This is a genomic window from Tigheibacillus halophilus (genome assembly GCF_042683165.1).
Lineage (GTDB): Bacteria > Bacillota > Bacilli > Bacillales > Amphibacillaceae > Tigheibacillus > Tigheibacillus halophilus.
Genome location: NZ_JBHUIZ010000012.1, coordinates 114,865 through 131,520 on the forward strand (window position 1 = coordinate 114,865; position 16,656 = coordinate 131,520).

General features: G+C 43.6%; 11 protein-coding genes. 8 read left to right on the plus strand and 3 right to left on the minus strand.

Annotated features, from left to right (window positions below):
- Nucleotides 1–305: 305 nt before the first annotated feature.
- Nucleotides 306–1,415 (plus strand): AbrB family transcriptional regulator, encoded by a 1,110-nt coding sequence (locus ACFSMW_RS11780; protein WP_390355854.1) that lies wholly within the window; start codon nucleotides 306–308, stop codon nucleotides 1,413–1,415.
- A gap of 71 nt (nucleotides 1,416–1,486) precedes the next feature.
- Complete coding sequence (locus tag ACFSMW_RS11785) at nucleotides 1,487–2,047, plus strand: thioredoxin family protein (RefSeq protein WP_390355856.1); 561 nt, start codon at nucleotides 1,487–1,489, stop codon at nucleotides 2,045–2,047.
- A gap of 88 nt (nucleotides 2,048–2,135) precedes the next feature.
- On the opposite strand, the gene ACFSMW_RS11790 is transcribed toward ACFSMW_RS11785, so the two are convergent.
- Together ACFSMW_RS11790 and ACFSMW_RS11795 are read right to left on the minus strand one after the other, a co-directional pair.
- Complete coding sequence (locus ACFSMW_RS11790; RefSeq protein WP_390355858.1) at nucleotides 2,136–2,909, minus strand: YibE/F family protein; 774 nt, start codon at nucleotides 2,907–2,909, stop codon at nucleotides 2,136–2,138.
- A complete protein-coding gene (locus tag ACFSMW_RS11795) occupies nucleotides 2,906–4,012 on the minus strand; it encodes a YibE/F family protein (RefSeq protein ID WP_390356425.1) in 1,107 nt (368 codons plus the stop codon). The genes ACFSMW_RS11790 and ACFSMW_RS11795 overlap by 4 nt, the downstream gene beginning before the upstream one ends.
- Before the next feature lie 213 nt (nucleotides 4,013–4,225).
- Here ACFSMW_RS11795 and ACFSMW_RS11800 point away from each other — a divergent pair, with 213 nt between their 5' ends.
- Complete coding sequence (locus tag ACFSMW_RS11800; RefSeq protein ID WP_390355859.1) at nucleotides 4,226–4,798, plus strand: cysteine hydrolase family protein; 573 nt, start codon at nucleotides 4,226–4,228, stop codon at nucleotides 4,796–4,798.
- Nucleotides 4,799–5,076: 278 nt separating this feature from the next.
- Entirely contained in the window at nucleotides 5,077–6,249 is a 1,173-nt protein-coding gene (locus ACFSMW_RS11805; RefSeq protein ID WP_390355861.1) for a hydroxymethylglutaryl-CoA synthase, read from the plus strand.
- 158 nt (nucleotides 6,250–6,407) lie between these two features.
- Here the strand turns inward: ACFSMW_RS11805 and ACFSMW_RS11810 are convergent, their stop codons facing one another.
- Nucleotides 6,408–9,299 (minus strand): S8 family peptidase, encoded by a 2,892-nt coding sequence (locus tag ACFSMW_RS11810; RefSeq protein ID WP_390355862.1) that lies wholly within the window; start codon nucleotides 9,297–9,299, stop codon nucleotides 6,408–6,410.
- Nucleotides 9,300–9,726: 427 nt separating this feature from the next.
- Here ACFSMW_RS11810 and ACFSMW_RS11815 point away from each other — a divergent pair, with 427 nt between their 5' ends.
- From ACFSMW_RS11815 to ACFSMW_RS11830, 4 genes are all read left to right on the plus strand, one after another.
- Nucleotides 9,727–13,122 (plus strand): hypothetical protein, encoded by a 3,396-nt coding sequence (locus ACFSMW_RS11815; RefSeq protein WP_390355864.1) that lies wholly within the window; start codon nucleotides 9,727–9,729, stop codon nucleotides 13,120–13,122.
- A gap of 110 nt (nucleotides 13,123–13,232) precedes the next feature.
- Nucleotides 13,233–13,670: an acyl-CoA thioesterase gene (locus ACFSMW_RS11820; protein WP_390355865.1), complete on the plus strand. Its 438-nt coding sequence runs from the start codon at nucleotides 13,233–13,235 to the stop codon at nucleotides 13,668–13,670.
- 13 nt (nucleotides 13,671–13,683) lie between these two features.
- On the plus strand, nucleotides 13,684–14,928 hold the full coding sequence (gene fabF / locus ACFSMW_RS11825) for a beta-ketoacyl-ACP synthase II (RefSeq protein WP_390355867.1): 1,245 nt from the start codon (nucleotides 13,684–13,686) through the stop codon (nucleotides 14,926–14,928).
- A gap of 32 nt (nucleotides 14,929–14,960) precedes the next feature.
- A complete protein-coding gene (locus ACFSMW_RS11830; protein ID WP_390355869.1) occupies nucleotides 14,961–16,628 on the plus strand; it encodes a class I adenylate-forming enzyme family protein in 1,668 nt (555 codons plus the stop codon).
- Nucleotides 16,629–16,656: the final 28 nt, after the last annotated feature.

Consider the following 16,656-nt stretch of genomic DNA (forward strand, 5'->3'; position numbering starts at 1 on the left):
TGTGTAAGGGCTTCATGTCTGTAATTCACAATCCCTGTTACATCGACAATATAGCGTTTTGGTTCTCCGTTGATGTGATGGAGGGGCAAGAACGCAAGCTATAGCGATACACCTAACAATGTATCAGCGAGGCTTGCTTTCTTTTTTGGCAGCAGGTTGGGGAATAGGCAATGGTAAGCTGTATACTAGGTAAACACCGGATTTCCTACATGGAAACAGGAATCGATGCACATGACTAAGCATGTGCACTTGTGCATGGTACAATGGAAACAGAATCAGCATTTGATTGAAAAGAGGCTTCCAGAATGGGGCATTATGTACTGTATAACTTCAAAGGAATTTTTATCACGCTCATCATTGCTATCATCGGGGGCGTGTTATTTCAATTACTGCACATTCCAGTTCCGTGGCTGCTTGGTCCGATGATCGCCATGGTGCTCGGAAAAAATATGCTGCAATGGGATTTTGCATGGCCATATCATTTACGTAACACAGGCATGATGATCATTGGCTATACGATTGGTTTGTCCATGACGCTGGCAGCGCTTCGTGAAATGGCGTTACAGCTGCCAACGATGCTGCTGATGACAGTGTTGCTGATGCTATTATGCGCCGGTATTGCTTTGATTGTTTCCATGCTATCAGACAGTGATTACCGTTCCGCCTTATTGGGAAGTATTCCAGGTGGGTTGACGCAGGTTATTGTACTGGCGGAAGAAACAAAAGGAATCAATTTGGCGGTAGTGACTGTAACCCAGGTGATTAGGCTGATGATGATTGTGATCGCAATGCCGCTGCTTGTATTGATGCCTTTCTTTGGACAGCATGCAGGTGACAACGGAGGAACTGCTGCATTGCCGATAGAGACAACAGTCAGTCTATTTCCTCATATTATCTTATTTGCATTGGTCGGAGTTATACTTGCGTTGTTAGGAAACAAAATACATTTTCCGACAGCTTACTTGCTTGGACCTATGATTGGAACGGCCGTTTTACAGGTCTTGGGGTTTACGGGGCCGCATCTCCCTGGTTTTGTTATCAATGCGGCCCAGTTATTGATTGGTACGCATGTTGGCCTTATGTTGAAAGCAAGTGAGATTGAACATAAGGGCAGAACATTTTCCCTTGCGATTGGCAGCGGATTGATGTTAATGGGAGGATCGGTGGTATTGAGTTTTATACTGGGATGGCTGCATGATATGTCCAGAGCTACTGCGCTGTTAGCAACGGCTCCAGGCGGGATGGACCAGATGGGGATCATCGCACACGCGATTGAGGCGGATTTGTCCATTGTGTCGGGCTACCAGCTGTTTCGGACCTTTTTCATTTACTTTGCGATCCCCCCGATTTTAAAATTGCTGTTTAGAATGATGGGCGATAAAAGGAAACAAAAAAGACATGGTGTAACAACTTGAAAAAAGGATATGAAGTTATTTTGCTTCTGTGGTATTTTAAATATATAGATAAAAGGTAAAGGGGAATGTAAATGGCAACACTTGAAAAGTGGTTCGAACAAGCTATTCCAGCTGAAGACTTTGTGGCTTCCATGCAAACACATCGAGAAAACTTGCAATCTATTTATCAGCAATTCCGCGTTCCCGAGGAGGATAGGGCCTTTTTTGACGGGCTGAAAAGCAAAGGGATTCGCGTGATTGCCATTACTGAGGACTGGTGCGGGGATGCGATGATGAATACGCCAATTTTGATGCGGATAGCGGAAGCGGCTGGTATGGAGATTCGCATGATCCTCCGTGATCAAAATCTGGAACTGATGGATCAGTATTTGACGAACGGGACTGCCCGCTCGATCCCGATTTTCATTTTCATTGATAAAAATGGAGAGGAAAGGGCTGTATGGGGGCCGCGTGCCGCACGTGTCCAGGAATTTGCCATGGGGCTTAAAGCGGGGTTGCCGCCAAAAGAAGATCCCCATTTTGCCAAAGAACAAAAGCGGGTCATAGAAAAAATTACACAGGCTTATACAAAAGACAGACAATTATGGAAAGAAGTGTATGACAGCCTGAAGAACGTTTTGACCACTATATAGCACAATGCCCTGCCTTCAGGAAGGAGACAGGGCATTTTTTATATATACAGAAGTGTAAATCGCAAGGACTGGCGCGTGATTTGGTTATCTATCTGTTTTGTGATTTTTCCCTCATCCTCACCAGATAATATGCGTTCATCCACGCAGCAATCGGGATGATGAGTGCTATGCCGATCCCTGCACAAAATATGGTTAGTATCTCAGCACTGAACACCTTTGAATTGATGATTTGTCCAAAGGAATAAGACAAGTCCTTGAACCAAATAAGCAATCCCAGATAACCGCCGATAAAGGCGAAATACAGTGTATTCGTATTGGTACCCAGGATGTCACGGCCAATCCTCATCCCGGAAGTAAACAAATCCTTTCTGTCAATATGCGGATGATGGTTGAAAATCTCCTGCATGGGCGATGTGATAGAGATGGCGACATCAGTGATCGCACCGATCGTACTCATAATCACCACGGCAGCGCCAACCTTTATGAAATCAACACCAATATGAAGGGAAAATACGCTCAGTTCCTCTATCTCTTCCTCGCCAAATCCTTGTATCATCGCTTTTTTTGTCAATATAAATATAAAGAAAAGTAAAATGATAATGGTGGCAAGTGTCGAGAGAAAAGCGGTAATTGTTTTGCTGTTTACGCTATTGATGAAAAACAGGTTGATACTGCTGACCACAGTACAGGCAATCACTGTCAAAATAATCGGGTTGATATGGGGATCATTCATAAGAAATACAGTGAATAATAGTACTACAAAATTCAGGAATAAAGAAATGAACGAACGGGCACCTTTTCTTCCGCCAACCATGACCATGAGGATGAATAATACAATCGCCAGCACCAGTAATGTGTTCATCGTTTCACCCTCTTTCGATTAACGAAGAAAATAGTTGTATACAATCCGATCGGTATCGTCAGAACGATACCGATGCCTCCAGCAAGGGCTCTGGCCAATTCCAGTGAAAGATTCATGGAAAGGGTGAACCCTAATGGTGAGGCGTTTTTCAGATATAAAATAAGCGCTGGGATGGATCCGCTGATATATGCGAAAAACAAAATATTCGTCATGGTGCCCATAATGTCTTTTCCAATATCCATACCCGATGTTTTTAGAGCTTTTATCGAAACGTCGGGATTCTTTTGGTACAGCTCGAAAACGGAGGATGACATGGTTATCGCCACATCCATCACTGCACCCAGAGACCCGATGAATAGTCCCGCCATGAACACAAGCTTATAAGGCCGGGTAAGAAATTGCATTTCTTCATAGTGCATTCCGTTTTCGGACGTCACCCACATCACAACGACAGTGACGATTAGAGAAGCGGCGGTTCCTATCATCGTAGCGATGATGGCTGCGTATGTCTTTTCATTGAAACCGTTGACGAGCAATAAGGAAATGACGGTAAAGAGCACCGCAATGATTCCGCAGATCCAAAGCAGATTTGTATTCGAGTTGCTTACATAGATATCCAAAGCATAGGAAAGTAAAATGGCATTCACTGCCAAACTGATACCGGAGAACAGTCCCTGTCTCTTGCCGACAGCCAGTAAAATGAAGAAAAATAACCAGCCTGCGAAAACGATATATGTATCCCGTTTAACATCCTGGATGCTGCCGGTTAGGTGGGAGCTCTTTTTTGTTTTATCTATCGTAACAAATAGTTCATCGCCAACATCATAACGTTGATCATAAGCTTTTGATAAAGAGTACTGATTCGTGAGTTGTATGAGTTGTCCTTTATCTTTTCCATTTTTCAATTCCGCTGTGATATGCTGTGTAGACAGCTTGTCTTTATTATGCCGGCTGTCTTTCACATTTGTCGTATCTGTGACCTTTGTTTGAATAACCTTTGCTATCGGCCGGTCATAAAAGGTCTCATTATGGGTAACAAATATGAAAGAAGCAGCGCAGCAAACTGCTAATATGATGAGAAAACAAATTTGTTTATAATTCATAGTTTTGAATGCGTCAATGATGTGTTTCAACTTCAAGCCTCCAGCTTTGTCTGCTTCCTGTTTCCTGTATGGTATTTTTACTTAACAATGCATTTAGAATATCAATGTTGCTTTTGGCGGTCAAGAAAAGCCGTCAGAAAGTGAATGAATATAGGACAGGTTACCTTTTGTTTGGGCTGGGTTGGAACATGTAAACTGCTAGGAGGGCTAAACATGAAAGAAGCGAAATCAGTTTTACTTGTAATGGATTTGCAAGCGGGAATTGTGAAAGGAAATTTACAGGATTCAGCTGCACTTGCACCATTTCAGCAGGCGATACAGACTGCAAGGAATTCAGGAGTCCCAGTCATTTTCGTACGAGTTGCATTCCGAAGCAATTATCCTGAAGTGAGTGAAAAAAATAAAATCTTTTCCGCCATTTCCAAGCGCGGCGGCTTTACGGAAACAGACGAAGCGACACAAATTGTTCCAGAAGTGGCGCCGCTTCCGGAAGAGCCGATTGTGGTCAAGCGACGCTTCAGTGCGTTTTCCGGCAGTGATTTACAGGAAATTTTACGTGCTAAACATATTGACAAGCTTGTACTTGCCGGCATATCTACCAGTGGAGTGATTTTATCGACTGTTCGTGAGGCAGCAGATAAAGATTTTGAAATGGTCGTCCTTTCTGATGCATGTGCGGATTCAGATGTCCAGGTACACGACACTCTTATGCAAAAAGTATTTCCTAAGCAAGCCGAGGTCATGACAGTCCAGCAATGGCAGGAAAGTTTACAATCCATGGAATGACTGATGTAATACTTTGTCTAAAGTGTCGCGAATGCAACCTTTGTTCCTGTCATCAGTTGAAAAAAGGAAAATCCTCATGAGCGCTCCTTCTTGCATGGACTTTTGTCTGACAGATGATACAATATATTTGTGATGTAATTCACGTAAAGGATTTATTTCATATAGTTGCAGACAGCTGCTCGAATTGGCGGTTACTCGATTGCAACCTGGAACTGCTTTTTACCATATAGAATGCATTAAATTACAAAAATAAAACCATTTTTACAGGAGAGCTGAAGATGAATATTGGAATAGATAAAATGGGGTTTTATTCTCCACATTTATACGTCGATATGAATGAGCTGGCTATTTCCCGAGATGTGGATCCGGGAAAGTTCACGGTCGGCATTGGCCAGGAAAAGATGGCTGTGGCACCGTTAACGCAGGATCCAGTTTCTCTTGCGGCAAATGCAGCTTTAGAGATATTGGATGAAACGGATCAGGAAAAAATCGACTTAGTCATTGTCGGGACTGAATCTGGCGTCGATCACTCTAAATCAATTGCTACTTATATCCACCCGCTTCTCGGATTAAATCCGCAGGCACGTGCTTTTGAAATCAAGCAAGCTTGCTATGGTGCAACTGCGGGCCTGCAAATGGCAAAGGGGCATATTGCACTGCACCCGGACAGTAAGGTACTGGTAATCGGTACGGACATTGCCAGGTATGGATTGCGTTCATCCGGCGAAGTTACACAGGGTGCCGGAGCAGTTGCAATGTTAATCAGCCGGGAACCAAGGGTACTTAGGCTTGAGGAGCATCATGCGTATCACACGGAGGACATCATGGATTTTTGGCGTCCAACGTATGCGGAGAATGCATTTGTTGATGGGAAATTTTCCAATGAACAATATATTTCTTTTTTCAATCGCGTGTGGGAACAGTATAAAGCAGCATCCCATTTGAAGCTGGCAGAATATGAAGCGATTTGTTTTCATATGCCATATACCAAAATGGGCTTGAAGGCACTAAGGACCATTCTGGAAGAAACAGATGAGGCGAATCGTGATCGTTTGCTCGCCAATTATGAAGTCAGCAAGACATTTAATAAAAATATCGGCAATATTTATACAGCATCCTTATATCTTAGCTTGTTATCCTTATTGGAAAATCAAGAAGGGTTGCCAGCAGGGGCAAGAATCGGGATGTACAGCTATGGATCGGGGGCTGTCGGTGAATTCTTTTCCGGAATTTTGCAGCCGGACTACCAAAAACAGCTGCATATCCAAAGACATGCAGATCTGTTTGCTTCCCGGAAGGAAATTAGTGTAACGGAGTATGAAGAAATTTTTCAGCAAATGCTCCCTGCGGATGGCTCGAAGGCAGATCTGGCGATAAACGAGGATCCTGCGGACATTGTACTGGCTGGCATCGAACATCATGTTCGCCAATATGTAAATAAAAAACAGTAACAAAAAGGCAACAGCCTCCCTTTGGGAGAGTTGTTGCCTCTTTGCATACTCTGGCTTTTGCAATCAATGATAAGTAACCTTTAGGTAAACTGAATATCACCGGATTAAGATATTTATCTTGCAAATAACAAGACAGCATTTATTTAATGAACGGAAGATCATTTCTTTACGGCCACTTTCGTTGCCTTGCTGATATTGCCAGCCTTATCCTTCGATGTTACGTACAGAATTGTTCCGGCTTTTTGCTTCTTGATTTTTATGTTGAAATTACCTTTGCTGTCAGTTTTTTTGGAGGCGATTTTTTTGCCTTTTTGCTTCACAACCACTGTTGCTCCAGTCTCTGTTTTTCCTCTTATGAGAGTGTCACGAGTGGTTATCTTGTTTACTTTAGGCGCCTTGGGCGGGATTTTATCTGCCACGACTATTTTAGCGGCCTTGCTTTGCCTTTTGGCGAGATCTGTAACGGTGATATGAAGCACAGTCCCGGCCTTTTGTTTTTTGATCTTGAGTTTAAAAGTCCCTTTATTGTTTGCTTTTCCGGAAGCAATGGACTTGTTGGAGTGATTCTTGATTTTCACCCCTAGATTAGCGAGTGTGGAGCCCGTTACAATAGTGGACTTATTGCTCACTGCTTTCACCTTTGGAGCTGGTGGCTTCGTTCCTTTTTTGACGATAATCTTCATGGTTGTTTTTGCTGAACCGTTTTCTCCTGAGAGGTGGAGTACAGTGTCAGCCCGCTGCACTTTTTTTATGCTTACTTTGAATTTTCCATTGGAATCAGCTGTGGCTTTGCCAAGTACCTGTTTCCCTTTTTTTATCGTAATGCGGGTCCCCTTTTTAGCAGAACCGGTCAATGAAATCATATTATCTTTAAGTTTGCTGACATTCATTCGCAAGTCAAGTGCACTCACGGCGCTAAAAGCGTTCAACCGCCCCCATCCTGAAGCATAATCATAGCCGGGCTGCTGGCTGCAAGGGACGATTTCGTAGTCATCATTGTAGCATTCCAAATATTTATTATCTTGTTCCTCCATGGCAATATCATCTGCTGTGTTCGTTAATAAATGTTTGATTTGAGCTGGCTTCAGTTTTCGATCCTTTGCAAGCAGCATGCCGGCTACAGCAGTAACATGCGGTGCTGCCATAGATGTGCCAGACATATAAGTGACGTTGCCGTTTGGCAGAAGGCTCGGGATGTCAGAGCCAGGTGCGACGAGAGCCAGTTCCTTGCCAAAATTGGAATAGTCACTGGTAATGTCCAGCTTGTTTGTTGCCCCGACAGCGATTGCATAACGGGAAGATGCAGGATAATCTATTTCTTCTGAACCATCATTTCCACTGGCTGCTACGATAGTGACATTTTTATTTGCGGCATACTTCATAGCGTGTTCAATTGTCCTGCTGTAAGGACCGCCGAGACTTAAATTTATCACTTTTGCCCCTTTGTTGACGGCATATATGATACCTAGAGCGATTTGCTCTGTTTCTCCTTCGCCATATGCATCAAGCACTTTGACTGGCAGAATTTCAGCTGATTGATTCACTCCGGCCATGGAATAACCGTTGCCGGCATTTGCTGCGATGATGGCCGATACATGCGTGCCATGACCTTCATCATCGCTTGCATCATTGTTATTAGCGACAAAATTTTTTCCCAGATCGGTGCGGACTTTTCCTTTTAAATCTGCCAAGGAACTGTCTACACCAGTGTCCGTGATCGCAATCAGTGTTTTTGGCAGTTTTTGGCCTTTCAATAATTTTTGAAGGCTTTCCTGCTTTACGTCTGCCCCTTTTTTGCCTGCATCTTTGCCAGTATTGTGCAATGACCATTGATATGGATATTGCACATCTTTGGATAGGGCGCGGTAGGTCCGGACTGGTTCAACATATTCGACTTCCGGAAGGTTATCTAGCTTTTTTATTAGTGTGTTTGCAGCATTTTTGTCGATGCTGGCTACGAATACTCCGGGTAAAGATACGTTTTTAGTCCCAAGCGCAGATACATGCTTTGTTTTATAACCGTGCGCAGCAATTTTTTGGGAGACCCATTTTCCGCTTTTTCCATTTTTTACTTTGATGATCAATTTTTCGGAAGCAGCCGCTGTACTGGAAAGCTCAAAATCTTTCAATGCTTGTTTGATAGATTTGCCTGCAAGCTTTGAGAGCTTTTTTTCTGGAACAAGCTGGCCAATGCTATTTTTCATGTCTTGCGGTAAAGTATTCATCGTAAAAGTATACAAATTGATAATCGCTTGCTGGTCTTTACCCTGAATCATATAGCCGGCATCAGAGCCGTTTTCTGCGATATCTTGAAACATTGATTGCAGCTGTACAAGGTTTTTATAGACGTCATCCTTTGCTTTGGTGTTGAAAGCCATTTTGGCAATGAGAAAAGGAGATGCATGATAATATAGTGATGTCAGTTTCTTGCCTTTGCTTGTTTTGCTTAAAAGACCATCCCTTGTCTGGCGTAAATGTTTCATGATTTGGGTACCGGACTTTTTTTGAGATGTACTTAATTCGACAGGACAAGGCTCGCCGGATTCTGTGGCAGGTGGAAGATTGACAGATTCATAATGAAGCTGGTAATTAATTGCTTTGGAAGCGGAATTTGGCTGTTCCCCATCATTAAAACCAGTTACTTTGATGTAGCAGGGTCCACTCCACGCATAAGGGAAATCTACTTCGGCAGATTGTTTCTTATCGGCATATGCCTGATACCAGTAGAATGGTTCATTTTCGATTGCACTTTTCTTGCTTGGATAAACGCTGATCTCAACGGGCGCATTGCTGCTCAATGTCAGACGCAAATGTGTATGATTAGTAAGATTGGCTTTACCTGGATCGAATTGATACCATTGTTCGTCCTCTAGATGGGTAAGTACATTGGAAAACGTGTTTGGCTTAACCGAGATTCCTATCAGCTTAACCGGATGGTCAATGGACTTCCCATCCGGTTGGGAGTTGGTAAAGCCGGTTTCCGGGACTATCAGGCTGAAGCATAACGCACATGTAAGGAAAAATCCAATTAATCTCTTTCTATTGGTCATGTAACTAACCCCCACGTTCATCGATTTTTAGAAGTGCTGTCAGGTAAGAAAAACATATAAATAGATTCGGGTCCCGTGCTATCCCCTTTCACGTGCATACTTTTTAGAATATTATCCCACAAGCGCGGTCAAAGTAAAGAAGTATTTTCCGCTTCCAATAAGAATCGTTCGACAAAACATAATTTACTTGAATAAGAGCTCCCGTGCCCTCCTCGAAAACAGCGTAGGTTACAAGGTGCTGGCCTTCTTTTAGAAAACGCAAAATCGGTCATGTAACATTATGCAGTAACATACATATGAAATATTTATTGATCACCATTGTTTCTGGATTAGAAAGGGAATTCGAGCGCTTTTGTCGAATATAGTCTAGTAAGAGGAAAGCGAGGTGCCTATTTTGCCCTGGTCAATGTACACAGAGAGAAAGCAAATGGTTGAAAAAGAACTGAAGAAACTTGAAAAGGAAAAATATATTTCAACAGACGTTTGTCAGCAAGTTGTAAAAGCCCATGAAAAGTATTACAAGGAATTGGAACATAGAGAGAAAGAGGAAAGAAACGCACGTTTGTCCAAGAATACATCTGCCTTGAAGAAGAACAAAAAATTAAATCAATCAAGCCCGGTGCCGTTTGCTAAAAAACAATTATCCCCACAGCAAATCCGTGAACGCAATATCATCTGGTCACTGAATATAGGCATTATCCTGTTATTGCTTGGGGGATTGGTGCTGGCAACTAGCACCTGGGACACATTGAACAGCCTGATGAAAGTAGTTCTGATCACATTTGTTTCGGTGCTGTTCTATGGGCTGGCATATGTGACAGAGCGCATGCTTAAAATTGAGAAAACAGCATTCGCCTTTTATGTGCTGGGAAGCCTGTTTTTGCCGATTGTTATTTTATCAATTGGATTTTTCAAACTGTGGGGAAATTATTTCTCCGTTTTTGGTGAAGGTAAATTTCTGTTCGGTGCTGCCGGAAGCCTGATCATATTGCCTGTCTATGTGTTTTTTGCACAGAAGCTTCGCGCCAGATTGTTTGTCTGGTTTGCCTGCGCCAGTCTGACATTGGCTGCTGGATTTTTGCTGGCAGCTTGTAAACCTCCACTTGATGTGTTCTATTTTGGTATGATGCTGTTCAATGGGTTGCTGATGGTGCTGTACCGTTATTTGAAGAAAAATGATGCATGGCAATTGTTTTCGAAAGAATGCCTGCTTTATGTACAGGTAAATATGATTTTTTCCACTTTGCTGATGCTGGGATTTTATGAAAGGGAAGTGGCACACGGCTTTAATTTGATTTTGACAGCGATACTTTATTTTGCGATGGTATATGTCAGCAAACATAGGGAATATCAATTTGTGTTTACTGCCATGCTTGTCTATGGTGTATATCAGATAATTGAGTTCTCTGCGCTTGTGCATGTTGGCGCAGCCGTATACGCGTTGCTCGGTTTTGTATTCATTGTACTGCCTTTATTACTGAAAGGCGATGACAAACAAAAAAGGATATATCATTATACCAGTGCGCTGGTATCAGGGTGTGCTTTTCTTTATATCAGTTTTCAAGGACTCGTATGGCTCCATGATCAGCCATCAATCGTATTTTTAGCAGCTTATGTGATTATATTTCTGAATTATGCATATCTGTCTCACTCGGTGAAGCGTGTGCTGTTTTCCTACCTGGCTCCTGTGTTTTTATTGGCTGCTTTACGTGAGGCTGTTTTGCTCGGACACACTTGGTTTGGTTACGAATCAATTACGTTAATCATGTTCTTTGCCAGTCTGCTGGTATATATTCTGTTTGGGTGTTTGATGAAGCTACCACTCTTTCAGTCTTTGAAGGAAAGTTCACGTGATATTGCTGGCGCTGCTGCGCTGATATGCTTGATTGCAGATTTAATCGTTTTCAACTGGTGGCAAGCAGGTATGATGATGCTTTGTCTCAGTTTAACTGCGGCGTTCGTCGCAGCGAAATTTGAAATACGTACCTGGATACCTGAAATCAATTTGCCAGCATTGTTTCATGCCATCCTGCTCGCAATGAGTGTTTGCTTATTTTATGGAGCATGGGCTGATAGGAGCATGCCATATCATCATGACGGTCCGCTGGAGGCACCGGGAGCGGCGATAGCGAGCTTTCTTACACTTTTGGCAAGTATATTATGGCAGAGAAGAAACAACAGATTGTTTGCTGATTACTGTTTTTATACTTCCGAGATATTTTACTTGTTCGCAATAGCTGGTACCTTGACGTGGGGTTTCAGTCCGTCCTTACGGGTAAGCATCGTTTCAGGCGGCATTGTGATGGCTTATTTGCTGTATCGCAAAACAAAATCGAGAACAGCTTCATTTGCGGCTGGCAGTACTTCCTTACTATTCTATCTGACAACCATTTACTTGATGGATGTCGATCTATATATACAATCAGAAATGTGGCAGGAGCTTCGGTTTTTGCTTGGGGCGGTGTTGTTACTCGCTGTCGGCATGGCATTGGCAAAATGGGATGATGTACTGGCAAGGGCCTTTTGGTGGACAGGGCACATTTATTTGCCGCTCGCACTGCTTGGCAGTCTATTAGAACACGGTGATAAGTCATTCTGGGTATTTGGTATTGCGGTGTTGATATATGCCATTAGTACTGTCAGGGTTTCAGAGGAATGGCGAATTAAAACGTTTTTATACGCGACCTTTGTCTCCTTTTGGGTAATGCTAAGTCTCGGCTTCATTTTTTTAGGGTGGTATGACACCTTACATTACACTTGGCTGATAACAAGCGCGACTGCGGCTACTGTATGGTTCATCGCCAGACAGCCATGGACAAAACGGATCGCCTATTTGGTCGTTCCTTTTTCCGTCTTTGGTATGTTGGATTTTGTCATGGCACAGCCTTTTGGTCTGCTGCTATTGATTATAACAGCCATATACGCCTCAGGGCTTCTATTCATCCTACATGCTGAAGAATGGGATATGTTCGCCTTCATACCCTTGGCCTTTGTTCTTTACGCTATCAATGTTTACAGCGAGGCATATCCTGAACAGGAGTACGGTTTGCTGGTGATGTTCCTGGCTGCAGTGACGTTGGCTGGGCAATCACTCTACAAGAATATTTACACCAATATCGATAGGAAGGTGTTACGTGTTGATTGGTATACGATTGCTGGGCTGATGCCATTGATACAACTTAATTTCCAGACGGGAGAGTCGCTCTGGGTCCGCCTGCTGCCCGGTCTGTTTGTAGCAACATTCATATTTTTGCAGCGTAACCGTGTACCCGATATCAAACCGAAATGGGTCATATTCGCATCCATTGCTTATTTGCTGCAGCCATTTTATGCATTGCTGGACCGGCTGGATATTCCCCCATTGTTTGAAATGGAATGTTATGTACTACCTTGGGTGCTTCTTTCAGTCATTTTACAGAAAACGGCTGGAAGAAAGAACAGACAGATCACCAGCTATATTCAGTGGACCATTCTAGTAATTGTTTCCTTGCTGCTGATTCAGGATGGGCTTGACGGAGGCACCGTGTACGATGCGCTGGTCATTGGGTCGTTATCACTCGCATCCATGCTTGGCGGTATGGCATATAAAATGAAATCCTTCTTCTTTGTCGGTTCGGGCGTCCTGCTGCTCAATGTTTTTTTGCAGACCAGGCCATTTTGGGGAAACATGCCTTGGTGGGGCTATTTGCTTATCGGAGGTTCTTTGCTCATCGCGGTTGCAAGCTATAATGAATGGCATAAGCAGAAAAGTGCGGAAGGACGGGAAACTTTGCTGTCAAAATGCAGACGGTATCTCATACAGAAGTTCAAGGAGTGGCAATAACAGTGCATGCCCTTTTAAAATGAACTTTCGCTTTAGAAGCAAAATAATTCATCCAAGCTTTCTCTAGGTGTACAATTGTTAAATAAATTCATTAGAAAGGGGGGATTAAAGTGGCTGATGTTAACTTTCATGATCAAATGGGAATGATTGTAAAATGGGGAGATTGTGACGCAGCAGGCATTTCTTATTACGCGAAAAATTTTGAATGGTTTACAGATGCCCGGATGCAATTGCTGCATCAATATGGGTTTCCGTATATGGAAACATTTCAGGAGCAGGGCATATCTCTTGTATGTTTAAAAGCGGATTGCCATTATAAAAAAATGATACGACCCCTGGAACATATTACGGTACATACAAGGCTCTCTGTTCTAAAACGTTCCAGAATGGTATTCGACTATCAGGTGACGAAAGAAAATGGTGAACTGGCTGCTGAGGGGATGACTTCCCATGCGTATGTTGACGATAATGGGAAGCCCTTCGATGTGAAGAAGCGCTTCCCTTCTTTGTGGGAAAAAATGAATCATACTTTTTCATCAATAAAATAAGGAGGGACATGTCTTGGGTAAAGAGCGAATTGTCATTACGGGCATGGGCGCTGTGACCCCTGTTGGAATAGGGGTCACAGCTTATTGGGAGAACCTGGCGGCAGGAAAAAGCGGCATTTCCCATATCACCCGCTTCGATACGGATGAACTTCCGGTGCAGATTGCTGCAGAGGTGCAAGATTTTTACCCGCAGGAGTTTTTACCTAAAAAGCTGGTAAGAAATACAGATATATTCATGCAATTTGCTTTAATTGCAGCAAAGGAGGCATTGGCTCAAAGCAGGCTGGATGCTGATCCAGAACGTATAGGTATTGTGATGGGAACAGCACTTGGCGGTATATCCACTGTGGCTGAGACACAGGCAGCCATCACCGAAAAAGGCAAATACAGGGTAAGTCCGCATGTCGTTCCAAAGATGCTCGGCAATATCGGCGCTGCGCAAATCGCCATCATGCACGGTATTAAGGGACCGAGCTTGACTGTAAACACTGCTTGTTCATCTGGGGCGGATGCTATTGGAACAGCATCCATGCTGCTAAAAGCCGACCAGGCTGATGTTGTCATTGCAGTTGGAGCGGAATCGATCCTTAGCGGATTGATGACTGCGGGGCTTCATTCGGCACGGGCACTTTCGACAAATAACGCAGATCCAGAAAAAGCAAGCAGGCCTTTCGATTTGAAACGTGATGGTTTTGTCATGGGCGAAGGCGCTGGGGCGATTGTACTTGAAAAGTTAGGTCGTGCGAAGACAAGAGGGGCCGAAATTCACGCAGAGCTGCTTGGATATGCGAACAATACGGACGCCTATCATGTTACCTCGCCGGAACCGCACGGCTATGGAGAAGTCCGCTGTATGCAGCAAGCCTTGCGCGAAGCGGGACTTACAGCTGATGCGATCGATTATATCAATGCACACGGCACTTCCACGAAGCTGGGCGACGAAGTGGAAACAACGGCGATCAAGTCTCTTTTTAGTGAAAGATTGGCAAAGCAAATCCCAGTCAGTTCCACGAAAGGCGCTACCGGGCATATGATGGGAGCCGGCGGTGTGACAGAATGCATCGCATGTATTCAGGCTATCAAGAAATCACTAGTACCGCCAACGATCAATTACGATCAACCGGATCCACAATGCGATCTGGATTATGTGCCGAATCAGTCACGCCAAGCAGATGTGAAAGCGGCCATGTCGAATGCATTTGGCTTCGGTGGTCAAAATTCTTCATTGATTGTTGGTAAATGTGATGAAGACGAGTAGTTTTTGAAAACGAATGGATAGGTGGAGAAACAATGGAAGATAATCAATACACATATGACACAACGATGTTCAAAGAAACCTTTGAAAGCGGGTTTACCTATATAAATGGTTTTATTCGCAACACACACAGATATGCCAGCCGTCCTGCGCTAACGTGTCCTTTACGCAATAAAACTTGGACATATGCCGAATTGAACAAAGAAGTGAACCGATTTGCACATGCACTGTTGGCTGATGGCGTAAGCAAAAATGATGTCATCATGTATCAGCTGCCGAATTCTGCAGAATTTGTTTTTTGCTATTTGGCTCCGCAAAAAATCCGCGCCATTAATGCCCCGATCAATTTCAGGCTTTCTCCAGGAGAAACAGCTGCTATTCTGGATGACAGCAAACCCGTTGTCTTTGTCTATGATGCAGAATATAAGGAAACCGCCGAACAGGCACTCAGTATGGCGGACCACCAGCCGCACCGTATCATCGTGACTGAGTTGAGTGGAGAACAAGCAGTTCCAGCTGGTCATATCCCTTATAAGACTTATGTAGAGAAACAGCCGGATATAGAGCCGACTGTGGAAGTGCCTGCCCACGTATATGATGAAGTGACCAGATTGTATACCTCAGGCACGACAGGAAATCCAAAAGGTGTTCCGCTGAACAATATTAATGAAGTGCTGTCTGCACATGATGTTGCGATGCATTTTCCGTTGAGCCCTCAGGATAAAACGATGAATATGAGTCCTTGGTTCCATCGTGGAGGAATCCATTCCGGCGGCCCCAATCCGACATTATACATGGGCGGGGAGGTTGTGATCCTTCGTAATTTTGAACCTAAAAAATGTTTGGACTATGTAGAAGAATATGGCATCACTTTTTTAATCGGTGTACCTTCGATTTTGAAGATGCTTTACCATGCCCAACGGAAAAAACATATGGATTTGTCTGGTTTAAAAGGGATAGTCACAATGGGCTCGCCTTTGGAAAAGGAGGATTGCATCAGATTCCAGGAAACATTGACACCAAATATTTTCAACGGGTATGGAACCTCGGAGGCATTTTGGAACACTTTTCTGCGGCCGTATGACCTTCCGGAGATGGCTGGTTCTTCAGGAAGATCATGTACAGATGATGATGTCGCAGTAGTCAAAGTTTATCCTGACCGTAAAGCTGACCCCGATGATTTTGTTGCCAAGGATGGAAATGAAGTCGGAGAGGTCATCGTCAAAGCTCCTGGAAAAAGTGCATATGCCTATGTGAACCACCCAGAAGAAAGCAGAAAAGTCTTTCATAAAGGTTGGATTTATATTGGGGATATGGCTACTTGGGATGAAGCGGAATATGTAACTATCGTCGGTCGCAAAGACGACATGATTGTCTCTTCCGGTGAAAACATTCATCCAGTACAGGTCGAAGAAATTCTGAATATGCATCCGGATGTTTCTGAGTCTGTCGTTGTCGGTGTCCCGGATAATCTTAGAGGAGAAGCCGTGGTCGCCTACATCGTCAGCGAGAATGCTTCGTTATCAGCCGCAGACTTGCATCACTATTGTACCGAACATGAGATGCTTGCAGATTATAAACAACCAAGGTTTTATCGGTTTATTGATGAGCTGCCTTATACGGCCACCGGCAAAAAGAAACATTATTTGATGAAGGAGCAAGCAGTGAAAGACCAGCAAGCAGGCTTGCTGAAACGCTCTTGAGCAGCCAATTTTAACAGGGATATATCAT